Genomic DNA, 17,002 nt, shown 5'->3' on the forward strand with positions numbered 1-17,002 from the left:
TTGAGCACCTTTCGGCGGAACGGGAGGTGGTTCGGGGTGGGTCAGGAGCGTACTTCGAGCAGCGGGACCAGCTGCTCGGCGGGGGTCATCGAGCCGTGGTTGCCCACCATCGAGGACTCCTTCGGCTCCCGCTCGGAGGCGATGAGCAGCACGTCGTCCCGGGCGGCGGCCACGACGTCGCCGATGCGGTCGTAGACCCGCTCGTCGATGCGCGGGCCGAACCAGCCCGCCTCGATCGCCTCGTCCCGCGAGGCCACCCAGAACTGCTCGCCGAGCACCTCGCGCCAGCAGGTCAGCACGTCGTTCTGGGCGCCGGGCACCGCGTAGACGTGCCGGGCGCGGCCCTCCCCGCCGAGCAGGGCGACGCCGGCGCGCAGCTCCCAGTCGTGGTCGAAGTCGATGCGGTGGTCCTCGTCGAACGGCACGTCGATCATGCCGTGGTCGGCGGTGACGTAGAGCGCGCTGCGCGGCGGGAGCTGCTCGGCGAGGCGCTGCACCAGGCGGTCGACGTACATGAGCTGGCCGCGCCAGGTGTCGGAGTCGACGCCGAAGCGGTGCCCGGCGCCGTCGACCTCGGCGTAGTACGTGTAGACCAGGGAGCGGTCGGCGGCGGCCAGCTGCTCGGCCGCGACGTCCATGCGGTCCTCGCCGGACAGCCGCCCGTGGAACGCTCCTCCGCTGAGGGCGATCTTGGTCAGCGGGGTGTTCTCGAAGGTCGGGGAGGTCACCTGGGCGGCGTGCACGCCCGCGTCGTGGGCCAGCTGGAAGACCGTGGGGTACGGCTGCCAGGGGGCCGGCGGGGTCCACGGCTGCCAGCGCAGCTGGTTCATCAGCTCGCCGGTGTCCGGGTTGCGCACCGTGTAGCCGGGCAGGCCGTGGGCGCCGGGCGGCAGGCCGGTGCCCACGGAGGCGAGGGAGGTGGCGGTGGTCGCCGGGTAGCCGGCGGTGATCGGGCGTCCGGTGCCGCCGCGCGAGGTGGCGAGCAGGGAGGCCATGAAGGGGGCCTCGTCCGGGTGCGCCCTCAGCTGCTCCCAGCCGAGGCCGTCGATCAGGAACACGCAGTTCCGGTCGGCGGGGGTCAGCTCGGGGATCGCGGCGGTCGTGCCGGGGACGCCCATGCCGGCGGCGAGCGTGGGCAGCAGGTCGGCGAGCGAACCCGTGCCGTACGCGGGCAGGGGCGCGGTGTCCAGGGCGAGCGGTTCCGGGTCGTGGTCCCAGGCGGCGGGCTGCGCCATCAGTGCGTCGGGTCCGCGGTCGCCTCGGAGAGGGCCTGCGCGAAGACCAGCGCCTGGCGCACCGTCTCCGGGCCGTCCCCGGCCTCGCTGACGCGCAGGCTCAGGTCGTCCGCCGTCGAGTTGCCCGTGTAACCGTGGTCCGCCTCGCAGTTGGGGTCGCCGCACGCGGCGGGCTCCAGGTCGATGCGGGAGACGGCGCCCCAGCCGATGGTCAGCACGATCTCGCGGGGCAGGGTGCCCGGCGTGTACGACTCGGGGTTGGCGACGACGCGGCTGACGACGATCGACGAGATCCGGCTGAGCTTCACGGACTCGGTCGACGTCGTGGCGTACGGCGTCGGGGAGGTGCTGTCGGCGGCCTGCTCGTCGGTGTGGCTGACGATGAAGCGGTTGCCGGTGAGGACGAGCACCGTCACGTGCCGCCGCACCTCGTTCTGGTCGAACGTCGTCTCCTGGTGGACCAGGTACGACCGGACGGGCTCGCCGCCCACGGCGGCCTCCACCGCCTCGGCCACGAGGGCCGGGTAGTAGCCGCTGCGCTCGATCGCCGCACGCAGCCCCTGGGTCGTCGTACTGGTCTTGGCCATGCGCCCATCCTACGGGGGACCGCTGACTGCGAGGCACCGCCGGGGACGGTCCGAATGGGGCCCGGCGGTGGTTCCCGACAGGGTTCCGGCGGTCGTTCCGGTCAGTACGCCGGAAGGGTACGGGGCCCCAGGTCGTCCCGGGCAGGGGGCGGGGCCAGGCGTATTGAGGCGGCCAGGACGCTCAGGCCCTGCTGGGCGACCACGACCGGCTCCAGGGTGACCGCGACGACCTCGGGATGGTCGTCCACCAGGCGAGACACTCTCAGTAGCAATTCCTGCAGCGCGGGGGTGTCGACCGGGGTGGAGCCGCGCCAGCCGAACAGCAGCGGCGCCGTCCGGATGGACCGCACCAGGGACGTCGCCTCGCGGTCGGTGACCGGAATCAGCCGGTGAGCGGTGTCTCCGAGCAGCTGGGACGCGGCCCCGGCGAGCCCGAAGGAGAGCACGGCGCCGGCCGCCGGGTCGATCACGGCCCGCACCACCGTGTCCACGCCGCGCGGTGCCATCCGCTGCACCACCGGGCGCAACTCCTCCGGCGTGCCGAACAGCTCTGTCAACTCGGCGTACGCCCGGCGCAGTTGCTCCTCGTCGGCGAGGTCCAGGCGTACGCCGCCGAGGTCGGCGCGGTGCCTCAGGTGCGGGGCGGTGGCCTTGAGGGCGACCGGGTAACCGAGGGCGCGGGCCGCCGCGACCGCCTCGTCGGGCGTGGGGGCGGGCAGGGCTCGGTGGACGTGGATGCCGTACGTGCCGAGCAGTTCGCAGGTCTCCTCCATGCCGAGCGTGAAGCCCTGCGCACGTGCGAGGAGGCCGTCGATCTGTTCGGCGGCGCCCTTCTCGTCGATGTCCTCGAACTCGGGCACCTTGCCGGGGTCGGCGGCGTCCCGCCGCCACTGCGCGTACCGGACGGCCTCGGCCAGGGCTCGCACCGCGCGCTCGGCGGCCGGGTAGGCCGGGATGAGGCGGGAGTCGGCGGGTGCGGCCGGCTCGCCGGTGGTGGGTTCCGGAGGTGCGGCGGGTCCGCTCGTGGCGGGGGCCGGGGGTGCGGCGGGTTCCCCCGTGGTGGAGGCCGGGGGCGGCGACGGGGTGCCGGAGGCGGCCTGCGGTGCCGTGCTGGCGGCGGCCGAGAGGGCGTTCGCGAGGCCGCCCAGCTCCACGTGCACGACGAGCACCGGCTTGTACGGCACCGTCGCGGCGGCCGACCGCAGGGCCTCGGCCAGCGCCGCGTCCCCCGCGGAGTCCTCGCCGACCGTGGGGATTGCGGTCACGACGACCGCGTCGCAGGTGTCGTCGGCGAGCGCCCGGGCCAGCGCCATGCGGAAGTCCTCCGGGCCGGCGCCGGTCGTCAGGTCCAGGGGCGGCTGCGGACGCAGGCCCTCGGCGAGGCACGCGTCGTAGGTCAGCAGGCCGAGCGACTCGGAGTTGCCGAGGATCGCCACGCGCGGTCCGGTCGGCAGGGGCTGCCGGGCGAGCAGCAGGCCCGCGTCGACCAGTTCGGTGATCGTGTCGACGCGGATGACGCCGGCCTGGCGCAGCAGCGCCGACACCGTGGCGTGCGGCAGCCGGGTCGCCCGTACGGCGTGTCCGGGCGGGGCCGCGCCGCCGTGCCGGGCGCCCTGGACCACGACGAGCGGCTTGGCCGCGGCCGTGCGCCGGGCGAGGCGGGTGAACTTGCGGGGGTTGCCGATCGACTCCAGGTACATCAGGGCGACGTCGGTGTCCGGGTCGTCGTACCAGTACTGCAGGACGTCGTTGCCCGAGACGTCGGCGCGGTTGCCGGAGGAGACGAAGGTCGACACGCCCGTGACGCCCGTGACGCCGCCGCCGCGCCGGTGCAGCCGGGACAGCAGGGCGATGCCGATGGCGCCGGACTGGGCGAACAGGCCGATCCGGCCGGGCCTGGGCATCTCGGGGGCGAGGGAGGCGTTGAGCCGCACGCGCGCGGAGGTGTTGATGATGCCGAAGGCGTTCGGGCCGATGATCCGCATGCCGTACGCGCGCGCGTGCCGCACGAGTTCCCGCTGGCGCTCGCGGCCCTCGGGCCCGCTCTCGGCGTACCCGGCGGAGATCACGACGAGTCCCCGCACGCCGTGCTCGCCGCACTCGGTGACGACCCGCGGCACGTGCTCGGCGGGCACGGCGACGACGGCGAGGTCGACCGGCTCCCCGATGTCGGCCACCGAGCGGTGGGCGAGGACCCCGTCGATGTCCTTCTGCCCGTCCGGGAGCGCCCGGTTCACGGCGTGCAGGCGGCCGGTGTAGCCGCCGTCCCGGATGTTGCCGAGGATGCTGCGGCCCACTCCGCCGGGGGTGCGGCCGACGCCGATGACGGCGACCGAGGAGGGCGTCAGCAGCCGCTGCACGGACCGGGCCTCGGCGCGGTGCTCGCGCGCGTACTGCACGGCGAGGGAGCGGTCGGTGGGTTCGAGGTCGAACTCCAGGCGGACGACGCCGTCCTCGAAGCTGCGCTTCTGGGTGTAGCCCGCGTCGGTGAACACCTTGATCATTTTGGAGTTGGCGGGCAGCACCTCGGCGGCGAAGCGGCGGATGCCGCGCTCCCGGGCGACGGCCGCGATGTGTTCGAGCAGGGCGGAGGCGACGCCTCGGCCCTGGTGGGCGTCCTGCACGAGGAAGGCGACCTCGGCCTCGTCGGAGACGGACGCGGGCGTGCCGTCGGCGCCGATCCGGTCGTAGCGTACGGTGGCGATGAACTCGCCGCCCACGGTGGCCGCGAGTCCCACCCGGTCCACAAAGTCGTGGTGCGTGAAGCGGTGGACGTCCTTCGCGGACAGGCGCGGGTAGGGCGCGAAGAAGCGGTAGTACTTCGACTCGTCGGAGACCTGCTCGTAGAAGCTGACCAGGCGCTCGGCGTCATCGACGGTGATGGGCCGGATGCGCGCGGTGCCCCCGTCGCGCAGCACCACGTCGGCCTCCCAGTGGGCGGGGTACTCGTGCCGGTCCGACGAGGTCTGCATGGGCCCCAGAGTACGGCTCGCGTACGACAACGGCGCGAGGCAGTCTGCGGAGGACAGCCACCACGAGGACAATGACGGCACACCGGGCCGAGGCCGCGGTCCGGAGTCGTCCCCGAACGGTGCGCAGCGCCGCCCGGGGCATGCTTCACGATATGGGAAACTGGTCTAGACAACCCTGAACACCTGAAGGGCAGCATCACATGGCTGAGCGCCGCGTCAACGTCGGCTGGGCCGAGGGTCTCCACGCCCGCCCCGCCTCCATCTTCGTCCGAGCCGCCACGGCCGCAGGCGTCCCGGTGACGATCGCCAAGGCCGGGGGCAACCCCGTCAACGCGGCGTCCATGCTGGCCGTCCTGGGTCTCGGCGCCCAGGGCGGTGAGGAGATCGTCCTCGCCTCCGACGCCGAGGGTGCCGACGCCGCCCTGGACCGTCTGGCGAAGCTGGTCTCCGAGGGTCTTGAGGAACTTCCCGAGACCGTCTGAGCAACCGAGCGCAGTTGCGCGGAGCCGTGCCCGCTTTCCGGCGGGCACGGCTCCGCCGTTATTACGGCACGGTTCATTGATTGACGGGGCCGGAGCGCGGCGCTCCGAAACAGGCACGCGGAAACAGCGCGACGGAAATTCACGCCGCGCGAGAAAAGGGCACGCCGAACAGCCCTTCGCCGAATATCTTTCCTTTGTATACGGCGCCCGTGTTAATAGCGCAGGCTCGCCGTGTTTACGGAATGTTGCGAGTTCCTCACACGGTCCGGGCGCTCGCCCCGGGAAGCGAACCGCAGCCGGTGCGCGGCGCCGGAACGCTCGGCGTGCAGCGCCGTGACGGCCCGCGCGCGCTCACTGTCGCCGCGGGCCACGGCGTCGACGATCGCGCCGTGCTCCGCCCAGGACTCCGTGGGGCTGGCGGGCGCCTCCACCGCGTACATCCACGCGATCTTGTGCCGCAGCTGGGTCAGCATCGAGGCCAGCGCCTGGCTGCCGGAGGCCTGGGCGAGCGTTTCGTGGAACCAGCCGCCCAGGGAGCGCAGGTCGTCGCTGTTGCCGCGCCGGGCGCGCTCCTGGCCGAGCCGGACCAGGCCGCGCAGCACCTTCAGATGGGCCTCGGTGCGCCGCTGGGCGGCCCGGGAGGCGCCGAGCGGTTCCAGGAGCAGCCGCATCTCCAGCAGGTCGGCGGCCTCCTGCTCGGTCGGTTCCGCCACGCACGCGCCCGCGTGCCGCCGGGTCACCACGAATCCCTCGGCCTCCAGGGTGCGCAGGGCCTCGCGGACGGGGACGCGTGAGACGCCGTAGCGGCGGGCGAGGAGTTCCTCGGTGAGCCGGCTGCCGCGCTCGTAGACACCCGCGACGATGTCGTCCCGGATCGCCGTGCACACCGAATGCGCCGGAATACGCATGACCGACCTCCGCCTTAATCCCCGTGAAACGTCGACGATGGACGCGTGTTCCGTGACTCTATTGCAATGAGCCGGAATTTCCGACGGCGGGTCGAAATCCATGGAAAGTTTTTGGACGTACGGCCGCCCGGAACGCCGAAAGCCCCGGCTGGTGAGCCGGGGCCGGGCGGAATCGCGACGTCCGCCGTCGGACGGGCGCCGGGGGCGGCCGCCGACGCCTGCCGTCAGGCGGACGCGCCGAGGCTTTCGGACGCCTCAGACGGCCACGCCGTGCGAGCGGAGGTAGGCGACGGGGTCGATGTCGGAGCCGTACTCCTGGGACGTCCGCACCTCGAAGTGCAGGTGCGGCCCGGTGACGTTGCCGGTCGCGCCGGACAGCCCGATCTGCGTGCCCGGGGTGACCTGCCGGCCCACCGAGACGCCGATGGACGACAGGTGGCCGTACTGGGTGTACGTGCCGTCGTTCATCCGGATGACGATCTGGTTGCCGTACGCGCCGCCCCAGCCGGCCTCGACGACGGTGCCCGTGCCGACCGATCGGACGGGCGTGCCGCCGGCCGCGTGGAAGTCGACGCCGGTGTGGCTGCCGGAGGACCAGACGGCGCCGCCGCTCTTGTAGCCGGTGGAGACGTACGAACCGGCGATCGGGGAGACGTAGGTGGTGAGGCGCTTGCGCTCGGCCTCGCGGGCGGCGCGCTCCTTGGCCTCGCGGGCCCGTTCGGCGGCCTCCTCGGCGGCCCGAGCCGCCCTCTCGCGGGCCTCCTCGGCGGCCTTGCGCTCCGCCTCGGCCACCTCGGCGGCGTGCCGCTGGGCGGCGGCCTGGGCCTCGATCCGGTCGGCGACCGTGTCGCCGATGCTGACGACGGGGGTGAGACCGGTGTGCTCGGCGGCGGTTCCGGCGGCGAGGGCCGGGGCCGCGAGGGTGCCGACGACGCCGGTGGTGGCGAGTGCCGCCACACCCGCCGCGCGGGCGGTGGAGCGCTGCATTCGGCTGGGACGACGGTGCTTCCCGGTGGCGCGAGTGAACGCCATGTAGAGGCTTGTCCTTTCCTTCCCTCTCGCCTACCGGGTTAGCTGACGGGTTCGGAGCAGGAAGGTCTCCTACGGACCCCCTCGCGGCACGCGCGGGCGTCCGATTCACCCCAGGGACTGTGATGGTGGGTCCCCGGCTCCCCTGGCTCGCGCCGTCCGGGGACTCGGCGATGACTGTCCGGTGCCGCGGGTGCGGCGTGGTGCCTGACGGACAGCCCGGATGACGCTAAACGGGACATCTTTCAAATCCCAAACGGAGCATGGCTTTTGTAGCGCATGCCACAGGTCAGACAGGCAACCTCTCCCGCAATCCATGCCAATTCCGGCATAAAGGTGCCCTGGTGGCGCTTCAGCCACCAGGGCACCTGGTTCGGGCGTGCCTCCGACGCGCCGTTCGCGCGCGTCCTACTCCGCGGACACCACGGTGACTTCGCCGATGCCGAGCGCCTCGACGGGCTCCTTGATCTGCGCCGCGTCACCGACGAGGACCGTCACCAGCCGGTCCCCGGGGAAGGCGTTGACGACCGCCGCGGTGGCCTCCACGGTGCCGGTCGCGGCGAGCTGCCGGTACAGCGTGGCCTGGTAGTCGTCGGGCAGGTGCTGCTCGACCTGGTCGGCCAGCGTGCTCGCCACGGCCGCCGCCGTCTCGTACTTGAGCGGCGCGACACCCACCAGGTTCTGCACCGCGACGTCGCGTTCGGCGTCGGTGAGCCCCTCCTCGGCGAGCGTGCGCAGCACCGTCCACAGGTCCTCCAGGGCCGGGCCGGTGTTCGGGGTGTCGACGGAGCCGCTGATGGCGAGCATCGCGGCGCCCGAGCCGTCCGGGGCGGACCTCAGGACCTGCGCGAACGACCGCACACCGTAGGTGTAGCCCTTCTCCTCGCGCAGGACGCGGTCCAGGCGGGAGGTGAGGGTGCCGCCCAGGCAGTACGTGCCGAGCACCTGCGCCGGCCACACGCGGTCGTGGCGGTCCGGGCCGACGCGGCCGATGAGCAGCTGCGTCTGGACGGCGCCGGGGCGGTCCACGATGACGACGCGGCCGGTGTCGTCGGCGGTCACCGGCGGCACGGGACGGGCGGCGGCCGGGGAGCCGGTCCACGCGCCGAGCGTGTCGCCGAGCAGGGCGTCCAGGTCGGTGCCGGTGAGGTCGCCGACGACCACGGCCGTGGCGGTGGCGGGCCTGACGTGCCGCTCGTAGAAGGCGCGCACCGCCGCCGCGTCGACGGCGGCGACCGTCTCCTCGGTGCCCTGGCGCGGGCGCGACATGCGCGAGTCCGCCGGGAACAGCTCCTTGGAGAGCTCCTTGGCGGCCCGCCGCGCGGGGTTGGCCAGCTCGTGCGGGATCTCGTCGAGGCGGTTGCGGACCAGCCGCTCGACCTCGCTGTCGGCGAACGCGGGCGCCCGCAGGGCGTCGGCGATCAGCCCGAGCCCCTTGGCCAGGCGGGAGGCGGGCACCTCCAGGCTGAGGCGCACACCGGGGTGGTCGGCGTGCGAGTCGAGTGTGGCGCCGCAGCGCTCCAGCTCGGCGGCGAACTCCTCGGCGGAGTGCTTGTCGGTGCCTTCCGAGAACGCGCGCGCCATGATCGTGGCGACGCCGTCCAGGCCCTGGGGCTCGGCCTCCAGGGGCGCGTCCAGGAGCACCTCGACGGCGACGACCTGCTGGCCGGGGCGGTGGCAGCGCAGAACCGTCAGGCCGTTGTCGAGCGTGCCGCGCTCGGGTGCCGGGAAGGCCCAGGGCTTGGGCTCGCCGCCCTGCGGACGGGGGTGGAAGTCCATGGGGGCCAGGTCGGTCACTTGGCCGTCTCCTCGTTCTCGTCGGTGGCGTCGGTCGCGTCGGCTTCGGGCGCCGTCGGCTCGTAGACGAGCACCGCGCGGTTGTCGGGGCGCAGGCGGGCCTTGGCGACCTCCTGGACCTCCTCGGCGGTCACGTCGAGCACGCGCTGCACGGCGGTGAGGGCGAGCTGCGGGTCGCCGAACAGGACCGCGAACCGGCACAGTTCGTCGGCGCGGCCCGCGACCGTGCCGAGGCGGTCCAGCCACTCGCGCTCCAACTGGGCCTGGGCGCGCTCCATTTCCTCCGCCGTGGGGCCCTCCTCGGCGAACCGGGCGAGCTCCTCGTCGATCGCGGTCTCGATGACCGGCACCTCGACGTCGCCGGACGTCTTCACGTCCAGCCAGCCCAGGGAGGGCGCCCCGGCCAGCCGCAGCAGGCCGAAGCCGGCCGCGACAGCCGTACGGTCCCGGCGCACCAGCCGGTTGTACAGGCGCGACGACTCGCCGCCGCCGAGGACCGTCAGCGCCAGGTCGGCCGCGTCGCACGCGCGTGTGCCGTCCTGCGGGAGGCGGTAGGCCGCCATCAGCGCACGCGCGGGGACCTCCTCCTCGACGACCTCGCGCAGCTGCTCGCCGATGACGTCCGGCAGCGTGCCGTCGCGCGGGGCGGGCTTGCCGTCGTGCCCGGGAATGGAGCCGAAGTACTTCTCGATCCAGGCGAGCGTCTGCTCGGGGTCGATGTCGCCGACCACGGAGAGCACGGCGTTGTTGGGCGCGTAGTAGGTGCGGAAGAACGCGCGCGCGTCCTCCAGCGTCGCCGCGTCCAGGTCGGCCATGGAACCGATCGGCGTGTGGTGGTAGGGGTGGCCCTCCGGGTAGGCGAGGGCGGTCAGCTTCTCGAACGCCGTGCCGTAGGGCACGTTGTCGTAGCGCTGGCGGCGTTCGTTCTTGACGACGTCACGCTGATTCTCCATCGACTCGTCGTCGAGGGCGGCCAGCAGGGAGCCCATGCGGTCGGCCTCCAGCCACAGGGCGAGCTCCAGCTGGTGGGCGGGCATGGTCTCGAAGTAGTTGGTCCGCTCGAAGCTCGTCGTGCCGTTGAGCGAGCCGCCCGCGCCCTGCACCAGCTCGAAGTGACCGTTGCCCTTGACCTGGGCGGAGCCCTGGAACATCAGGTGCTCGAAAAGGTGAGCCAGGCCGGTGCGCCCCTTGACCTCGTGGCGCGAGCCGACGTCGTACCAGAGGCACACCGCGGCGACCGGGGTCAGGTGGTCCTCGGAGAGCACCACGCGCAGGCCGTTGGCCAGGCGGTGCTCGGTCGCTGTCAGGCCGCCGGAGCCTGCCTGGGCTGTGGCCGTGTGACCCATGGGCATGTACGTCCCTTCGATCGCGGAAACTGCATGGAAACCGCAGAATGCTGCCGGTCCTGCCACTGTATGCAAGCGTGCGGAGCCTCCGCGAAGTTCCCGCGGCGCTGTACGCCCACAGCGAGAACGGGGTTGCGCCGCGGGAGGGCGTAACCTGCGGGCAGCGCCGGGCCGGGGCGCCGTCTCGGGTCCTGGTCGGTCGCTGTCAGTGCCTCGGTCCACAATGGTCCGCGTCAGATCCGTCCGTTCACTGCTTCAGCAAGGAGCCGGCAGCGATGGCCCGCCGTAGTACGAAGACCCCGCCGCCCGACGACTCGTACGAGGAGAAGATCCTCGACATCGACGTCGTCGACGAGATGCAGGGCTCCTTCCTCGAGTACGCGTACTCGGTCATCTACTCCCGCGCCCTGCCGGACGCACGCGACGGCCTCAAGCCGGTGCACCGCCGCATCGTCTACCAGATGAACGAGATGGGCCTGCGCCCCGAGCGGGGCTACGTGAAGTGCGCCCGTGTCGTCGGCGAGGTCATGGGCAAGCTGCACCCGCACGGCGACGCGTCGATCTACGACGCGCTGGTGCGCATGGCGCAGCCCTTCTCGATGCGCGTCCCGCTGGTCGACGGCCACGGCAACTTCGGCTCACTGGGCAACGACGACCCGCCGGCCGCCATGCGGTACACCGAGTGCCGGATGGCCGAGGCCACCAGCCTGATGACGGAGTCCATCGACGAGGACACGGTCGACTTCGCGCCCAACTACGACGGTCAGGAGCGCGAGCCGGTCGCCCTGCCCGCCGCCTTCCCGAACCTCCTGGTGAACGGCGCGTCCGGCATCGCGGTCGGCATGGCCACGAACATGCCGCCGCACAACCTGCGCGAGGTCATCGCCGCCGCCCGCCACCTGATCCGCCACCCGAACGCGGATCTCGACGCCCTGATGAAGCACGTCCCGGGCCCCGACCTGCCCACCGGCGGCCGCATCGTCGGCCTGTCCGGCATCCGGGACGCCTACGAGACCGGCCGCGGCACGTTCAAGATCCGCGCGACGGTCACCGTGGACAACGTGACACCGCGCCGCAAGGGCCTCGTCGTCACGGAGCTGCCCTTCACGGTCGGCCCCGAGAAGGTCATCGCCAAGATCAAAGACCTGGTCGGCTCGAAGAAGCTCCAGGGCATCGCCGACGTCAAGGACCTCACCGACCGCCAGCACGGCCTGCGCCTGGTCATCGAGATCAAGAACGGCTTCGTGCCGGAGGCGGTCCTGGAGCAGCTCTACAAGCTGACGCCGATGGAGGAGTCCTTCGGCATCAACAACGTCGCCCTGGTGGACGGCCAGCCCCTCACCCTGGGCCTGAAGGAACTGCTGGAGGTCTACCTCGACCACCGCTTCGATGTGGTGCGCCGCCGCTCGGAGTTCCGCCGCGGCAAGAAGCGCGACCGGCTGCACCTGGTCGAGGGTCTGCTGACGGCCCTGGTCGACATCGACGAGGTCATCCGCCTGATCCGCTCCAGCGACAACTCCGCCGAGGCCAAGCAGCGCCTGATCGACCGCTTCTCGCTGAGCGACGTGCAGACCCAGTACATCCTCGACACGCCGCTGCGCCGGCTCACCAGGTACGACCGCATCGAGCTGGAGGCGGAGAAGGACCGGCTGAACGCGGAGATCGAGGAGCTGACCCGGATCCTCGACTCGGACGCGGAGCTGCGCAAGCTCGTCTCGACGGAACTGGCGAACGTCGCCAAGAAGTTCGGCACCGACCGCCGCACGCTCCTGCTGGAGTCGGCGGGCGCCCCGGCCGCCGTGCCGCTCCAGGTCGCGGACGACCCGTGCCGCGTCCTGCTGTCCTCGACGGGCCTGCTGGCCCGCACGGCGAACAGCGAGCCCTTCCAGGAGGACGCCAAGGCCAAGCGCGTCAAGCACGACGTGATCGTCTCGGCCGTTCCCGCCACGGCCCGCGGCGAGGTCGGCGTGGTCACCTCGGCCGGCCGCCTCCTCCGGCTGAACGTGGTCGACCTGCCGCAGCTCCCGCAGGAGATGCCGACGCCGAACCTCTCGGGCGGCGCGCCGCTCGCCGAGTTCGTGTCCCTGGAGGACGACGAGACGGTGATCTGCCTGACCACGCTGGACGAGTCGTCGCCGGGCCTCGCGCTCGGCACGGAACAGGGTGTCGTCAAGCGCGTGGTGCCCGACTACCCGGCCAACAAGGAGGAGCTGGAGGTCATCGGGCTCAAGGAGGGCGACCGGATCGTCGGCGCGGTGGAACTGCGCACCGGCGAGGAGGACCTGGTCTTCATCACGGACGACGCGCAGCTGCTGCGCTTCCAGGCCTCGCAGGTCCGCCCCCAGGGCCGTCCGGCGGGCGGGGTGGCGGGCGTCAAGCTCGCCGAGGGCGCGAAGGTCATCTCCTTCACGGCCGTCGACCCGGCGGCGGACGCGGTGGTGTTCACGGTCGCGGGCTCGCGGGGCACGCTGGACGACTCCGTGCAGACGACGGCGAAGCTCACCCCGTTCGACCAGTTCCCGCGCAAGGGCCGCGCGACGGGCGGCGTGCGCTGCCAGCGGTTCCTGAAGGGCGAGGACTGCCTGTCGCTGGCCTGGGCGGGCCCGGCCCCGGCGCGGGCCGCGCAGAAGAACGGCACCCCGGCCGAGCTCCCGGACATGGACCCGCGCCGCGACGGCTCGGGCGTGTCCCTGCCGAAGACGGTGTCGGTGGTGGCAGGGCCGATCTAGGGAACGAGGCGGTGGGGGCCCGGGCTGTCCGGGTCCTCACCCGGGGACGCGAGGCCGGCCGGACCCGCGAGGCCGGGTTCCGTCAGGCCGGGTTCCGTCAGGTCGGGGTCCTGGCCGTGCGGATCCTGGTCGTCCGGGTGCTGTACGTAGCGCAGGACGCCCCACATGCCGTGCTCGTCGGCGGTGTGCGGGGGGTCGCTGCGGCAGGCGTCGAGCTCCTTGCCGAGGGCGCGGGTGTCGATGCCGGAGCCGATGAGGACGAGCTGGGTGAGGCGCTCCTCGGCGGCGGGCCACGGCTCGGGGTAGAAGCGCAGGAACCGGCCGACGGCGTGCACGGCGTACCGGTTGCGGCTGTCGGACGCGCCGAAGTCGACGTATCCCTTGATCCGGTACAGCCCCTCGGGCCGGCTGTCGAGGAACGCGATGAGCCGGCGCGGGTCGAGGGGCACGTCGGACACGAAGGACAGACTGTCGTAGGCGGCGTGCAGGTGCCCGGCGTGGGTGTCCGGGCCGAGCGGGCCGTGCTCGTCGTGCTCGTCGTGCTCGTGCAGGTCGTCGAAGGACAGCTGCCCGATGCGTTCCTCGCTGGGCCGGCAGTCGAAGAGGAACTCGGGGTCGACGCGGCCGTAGGTCGCGGGGACGACGGCGGCGCGGTCGACCAGGGACCGCACGAGGCCGAGGACGCGTTCGGCGTCCGGCGCGCGGTCGAGCTTGTTGACCACGACGAGGTCGGCGAGCGAGAGGTGCCGGTCGAGCTCGGGGTGCCGGGCGCGGGTGTCGTCGAACTCGGCGGCGTCCACGACCTCGACGAGCCCGCCGTAGACCACGGCCGGGTTCTCGCTCGCCAGCACCATGCGCACGAGTTCCTGCGGCTCGGCCAGGCCGCTCGCCTCGATGACGATGACGTCGATACCGGCCTCGGGGCGGGCCAGGCGCTCCAGGTACTCGTCCAGCTCACTGGCGTCGACGGCACAGCACAGGCAGCCGTTGCCGAGCGAGACGGTCGAGTCGCCGAGGGCGCCGGCGACGGCCATCGCGTCGATCTCGATGGCGCCGAAGTCGTTGACGACGGCGCCGATACGGCTGCCTCCGCTGCGGTGCAGCAGATGGTTGAGCAGGGTGGTCTTCCCGGAGCCGAGGAACCCGGCGAGGACGACGACCGGGATCTGCGGACGCGGACTCTGACCCAACGTGCGACCTCTCTGACGCCTACGCGTGCACCGGCTCACGTCTGCGGCGCACGCACGGGGAATGATGCCGCCCCAGGATACGAGCCGGGAGGATCACCGTTCGGCCGTGGCCGGCACCGGCGCGGGTGTCGGTGGTCCCGGCCGCTCGCAGGTGTCAGCCGGCGGCCGGTACCGGCTCCGGTGCCCGCGGCCCCACATACCGGGCCGCCGGCCTGATGATCTTGGAGTCGCCCGCCTGTTCCAGCACGTTGGCGCTCCACCCCACCGTCCGCGCCGCCGCGAACGTCGGCGTGAACATCTCGCGGGGCAGGCCGCACAGTTCCATGACCACGCCCGCGTAGAACTCGACGTTGGTGTGGAGTTCGCGGCCCGGCTTCAGTTCCGCGAGGATCGCCTCGACGCGGCGTTCGACCTCCACGGCGAACCCCACGCGCGGGCCGCCGAACCGCAGGGCGACCTCCCGGAGCATCCGGGAGCGCGGGTCCTCCGTGCGGTACACGGCGTGCCCGAAGCCCATGATGCGCTCACCGGCGAGGACCCGTTCACGGATCCATGAGTCGATGCGGTCGGGCGTGGCGATGGCGTCCAGGGTGTCCAGTGCGCGACTCGGCGCACCCCCGTGCAGCGGGCCCGACAGTGCCGCCACCGCGCCCGACAGGCAGGCCGCCACGTCCGCGCCCGTGGACGCGATGACCCGTGCCGTGAATGTTGATGCATTGAATCCGTGATCAATAGTTGAGATCAGATACTGCTCGATCGCCCGGGCCCGCTCCTCGTCCGGCTCCGAACCGGTCAGCATGTACAGGTAGTTGGCCGCGTACGACAGGTCCTCGCGCGGCTCCACCGGTTCGCGTCCCTTGCCCAGTCGGTGGAGCGCGGTGAGCAGCGTCGGTACGGCCGCCGCGGCGACGAGGGTGTCCCGCCGGCGTTGCCCGGCGTCGATGTCGTAGACCGGGCGGAAGCCCTTCGCCGCGCCCAGCAGGGACAGGGCCGTGCGCAGGCCGGCGAGCGGGCCGGAGCGTCCGCCGGCCGCCGCGACGGCGGGCAGCACCGCCCGCACCTCGTCCGGCAGCCGGCGCAGCGCCGCGGTCTCGGCGGCGAAGGCCGCACCGCGCGCGGCGCCGGGCAGTTCGCCGTGCACGAGGAGGTGCCAGACGTCCTCGAAGGAACGGCTCCGCGCGAGTTCGACGGCCGAGTACTGGCGGTAGTGGTAGAAGCCCTCGTGCCCTCGGACGTCCCCGACGCGGGTGTCGGTGACGACGACGCCGGCGAGTCCCCGCGGAACGTCGACAAGAGTTGCTTCGGACCTGCTGACGGACATGATGACCTCCCTGGACTTGATTCGACTGTCCATGGTTGACTCAATACCTGTCAATATTGATTAACAATCAATACGTCCGACTGTCGATACGGTGGCCTCCATGCGTGATCACGAGCCCTCCCCCGCCGCCTCGGAACGCCGGCTGAGCACCAAGGAGGCCGCCGAGCTGCTCGGCGTGAAGCCCGAAACGGTGTACGCGTACGTGAGCCGCGGCCAGCTCAGCAGCCGCCGGACGCCCGGCGGCCGGGGCAGCACCTTCGACGCCGCCGAGGTGGAGGCGCTCGCCCGGCGCAACAGGCGCGAGAGCGGCGGGAGTTCGGGCCCCGGCAGCGAGCTGTCCGTCCGGACCCGGCTGACCCTCATCGAGGGGGACCGGTACTACTTCCGGGGAGTCGACGCTACCGAACTGGCCGCGCGCCACAGCTACGAAGAGGTCGCCGAGTGGCTGTGGACGGGCACACCACGCCCCGGCGCAGTCTTCACCGCGCCCGAGGCCTCCGTCGCCGTCGCCCGCCGCGCCGTGGACGCCCTGCCCGAACACGCGGGCCCCACCGACCGGCTGCGGGTCGCCGCGATCGCCGCGGCGGCGGCCGACCCGCTGCGTTTCGACCTGTCCGAGGACACCGTCCTGGCCACCGCGCGCATCCTCATCCCCACGCTGGTCGACGCCCTGCCTCCGAAGGCGTACGCCGGCGGGGACGGCCCGCTGGCCGACCGGCTGTGGGGGCGGCTGAGCCACCGCGACCCCGACGAGGCGTCGCTGCGCGCCCTGGACACGGCGCTCGCCCTGCTCGTCGACCACGACCTGGCCGCGTCGACACTCGCCGTGCGCGTCGCCGCCTCGGCCCGCGCGCACGCCTACGCGGCCGTCTCCGCCGGGCTCGGCGTGATCGAGGGGCCGCTGCACGGGGCGGCGAGCGGCCTCGCCCACCGCATGCTGCTCGACGTGCTGGACCACGGCAGCGCCGCCCCCGTCGTCGCGGAGGAACTGCGGGCCGGCCGCCGCGTCCCGGGCCTCGGCCACCGGATCTACACCGGCGAGGACCCACGCGCGCGTGCGCTGTTCGCCCTGCTGGAGGAGATCCCGCGCGCGGCGCCGGCCCTGGCCGCGGCCCGCGACGTCGTGGCCACCGCCGCACGTCACGCACCGCTGCACGCCAACGTGGACCTGGCGCTGGCCGTACTGACCGCGTCGTCGGGGATGCCCGCCACGGCAGGCGAGACGATCTTCGCGGTGTCCCGCACCGCGGGCTGGATCGCGCACGCCCTGGAGGAGTACGGCGAGCACCCCATGCGCATGCGCCCGAGCGGTCTCTACACGGGCCCGAGGCCGCCCCGGCCCCTGCCGGAGTAGCTTCCGGGCGCGGCTGGAAGTCACCCCGCGTCAAGTCAGGTTAGGCTCACCT

The 17,002-nt window shown here is 72.7% G+C and carries 12 protein-coding genes and 1 riboswitch; of the genes, 3 read left to right on the forward strand and 9 right to left on the reverse strand.

From position 1 onward, the window contains the following. Positions 1-41: 41 nt before the first annotated feature. The 3 genes from QC282_RS13495 to QC282_RS13505 form a co-directional block, all read right to left on the reverse strand. The gene (locus QC282_RS13495) at positions 42-1,235 is read right to left on the reverse strand and encodes an alkaline phosphatase family protein (protein ID WP_279549549.1); all 1,194 of its coding nucleotides are present in this window, start codon (positions 1,233-1,235) and stop codon (positions 42-44) included. After that, complete coding sequence (locus tag QC282_RS13500) at positions 1,235-1,822, reverse strand: DUF5998 family protein (protein WP_279549550.1); 588 nt, start codon at positions 1,820-1,822, stop codon at positions 1,235-1,237. The genes QC282_RS13495 and QC282_RS13500 overlap by 1 nt, the downstream gene beginning before the upstream one ends. A 101-nt stretch (positions 1,823-1,923) precedes the next feature. After that, a complete protein-coding gene (locus tag QC282_RS13505; RefSeq protein ID WP_279549551.1) occupies positions 1,924-4,794 on the reverse strand; it encodes a bifunctional GNAT family N-acetyltransferase/acetate--CoA ligase family protein in 2,871 nt (956 codons plus the stop codon). Positions 4,795-4,994: 200 nt separating this feature from the next. On the opposite strand from QC282_RS13505, the gene QC282_RS13510 reads away from it, so the two are divergent. Beyond that, positions 4,995-5,276: an HPr family phosphocarrier protein gene (locus tag QC282_RS13510; RefSeq protein WP_014675499.1), complete on the forward strand. Its 282-nt coding sequence runs from the start codon at positions 4,995-4,997 to the stop codon at positions 5,274-5,276. A gap of 212 nt (positions 5,277-5,488) precedes the next feature. On the opposite strand, the gene QC282_RS13515 is transcribed toward QC282_RS13510, so the two are convergent. The 4 genes from QC282_RS13515 to QC282_RS13530 form a co-directional block, all read right to left on the reverse strand. Next, entirely contained in the window at positions 5,489-6,184 is a 696-nt protein-coding gene (locus QC282_RS13515; protein ID WP_279549552.1) for a GntR family transcriptional regulator, read from the reverse strand. A 255-nt stretch (positions 6,185-6,439) separates the two neighbouring features. Next, positions 6,440-7,216 (reverse strand): M23 family metallopeptidase, encoded by a 777-nt coding sequence (locus QC282_RS13520; RefSeq protein ID WP_279549553.1) that lies wholly within the window; start codon positions 7,214-7,216, stop codon positions 6,440-6,442. A gap of 12 nt (positions 7,217-7,228) precedes the next feature. Then, positions 7,229-7,396: riboswitch (cyclic di-AMP (ydaO/yuaA leader) on the reverse strand. 225 nt (positions 7,397-7,621) lie between these two features. Then, a complete protein-coding gene (locus tag QC282_RS13525) occupies positions 7,622-9,010 on the reverse strand; it encodes a pitrilysin family protein (protein ID WP_279549554.1) in 1,389 nt (462 codons plus the stop codon). Then, positions 9,007-10,362, reverse strand: a complete 1,356-nt coding sequence (locus QC282_RS13530) for a pitrilysin family protein (protein ID WP_279549555.1) — start codon at positions 10,360-10,362, stop codon at positions 9,007-9,009. Before QC282_RS13530 ends, QC282_RS13525 begins: the two co-directional genes overlap by 4 nt. A gap of 269 nt (positions 10,363-10,631) precedes the next feature. On the opposite strand from QC282_RS13530, the gene QC282_RS13535 reads away from it, so the two are divergent. After that, the gene (locus tag QC282_RS13535) at positions 10,632-13,085 is read left to right on the forward strand and encodes a DNA topoisomerase IV subunit A (protein WP_279549556.1); all 2,454 of its coding nucleotides are present in this window, start codon (positions 10,632-10,634) and stop codon (positions 13,083-13,085) included. On the opposite strand, the gene QC282_RS13540 is transcribed toward QC282_RS13535, so the two are convergent. Both QC282_RS13540 and QC282_RS13545 read right to left on the reverse strand, forming a co-directional pair. Then, a complete protein-coding gene (locus QC282_RS13540) occupies positions 13,082-14,275 on the reverse strand; it encodes a GTP-binding protein (protein WP_279549557.1) in 1,194 nt (397 codons plus the stop codon). The genes QC282_RS13535 and QC282_RS13540 overlap by 4 nt on opposite strands. A gap of 154 nt (positions 14,276-14,429) precedes the next feature. Further along, complete coding sequence (locus tag QC282_RS13545) at positions 14,430-15,596, reverse strand: citrate synthase/methylcitrate synthase (protein WP_279549558.1); 1,167 nt, start codon at positions 15,594-15,596, stop codon at positions 14,430-14,432. 100 nt (positions 15,597-15,696) lie between these two features. On the opposite strand from QC282_RS13545, the gene QC282_RS13550 reads away from it, so the two are divergent. Continuing rightward, positions 15,697-16,950, forward strand: a complete 1,254-nt coding sequence (locus tag QC282_RS13550) for a citrate synthase (RefSeq protein ID WP_279549559.1) — start codon at positions 15,697-15,699, stop codon at positions 16,948-16,950. Positions 16,951-17,002: the final 52 nt, after the last annotated feature.

This window comes from Streptomyces sp. DH24 (assembly GCF_029813775.1).
GTDB lineage: Bacteria > Actinomycetota > Actinomycetes > Streptomycetales > Streptomycetaceae > Streptomyces.

Excerpts from the sequence above, each read along its gene's own strand:
- QC282_RS13545 (WP_279549558.1), bottom strand. The coding sequence starts at position 15,596 with ATGTCCGTCAGCAGGTCCGAAGCAACTCTTGTCGACGTTCCGCGGGGA.
- QC282_RS13500 (WP_279549550.1), bottom strand. The coding sequence starts at position 1,822 with ATGGCCAAGACCAGTACGACGACCCAGGGGCTGCGTGCGGCGATCGAG.
- QC282_RS13550 (WP_279549559.1), top strand. The coding sequence starts at position 15,697 with ATGCGTGATCACGAGCCCTCCCCCGCCGCCTCGGAACGCCGGCTGAGC.
- QC282_RS13520 (WP_279549553.1), bottom strand. The coding sequence starts at position 7,216 with ATGGCGTTCACTCGCGCCACCGGGAAGCACCGTCGTCCCAGCCGAATG.
- QC282_RS13495 (WP_279549549.1), bottom strand. The coding sequence starts at position 1,235 with ATGGCGCAGCCCGCCGCCTGGGACCACGACCCGGAACCGCTCGCCCTG.
- QC282_RS13510 (WP_014675499.1), top strand. The coding sequence starts at position 4,995 with ATGGCTGAGCGCCGCGTCAACGTCGGCTGGGCCGAGGGTCTCCACGCC.
- QC282_RS13505 (WP_279549551.1), bottom strand. The coding sequence starts at position 4,794 with ATGCAGACCTCGTCGGACCGGCACGAGTACCCCGCCCACTGGGAGGCC.
- QC282_RS13515 (WP_279549552.1), bottom strand. The coding sequence starts at position 6,184 with ATGCGTATTCCGGCGCATTCGGTGTGCACGGCGATCCGGGACGACATC.
- QC282_RS13535 (WP_279549556.1), top strand. The coding sequence starts at position 10,632 with ATGGCCCGCCGTAGTACGAAGACCCCGCCGCCCGACGACTCGTACGAG.
- QC282_RS13530 (WP_279549555.1), bottom strand. The coding sequence starts at position 10,362 with ATGCCCATGGGTCACACGGCCACAGCCCAGGCAGGCTCCGGCGGCCTG.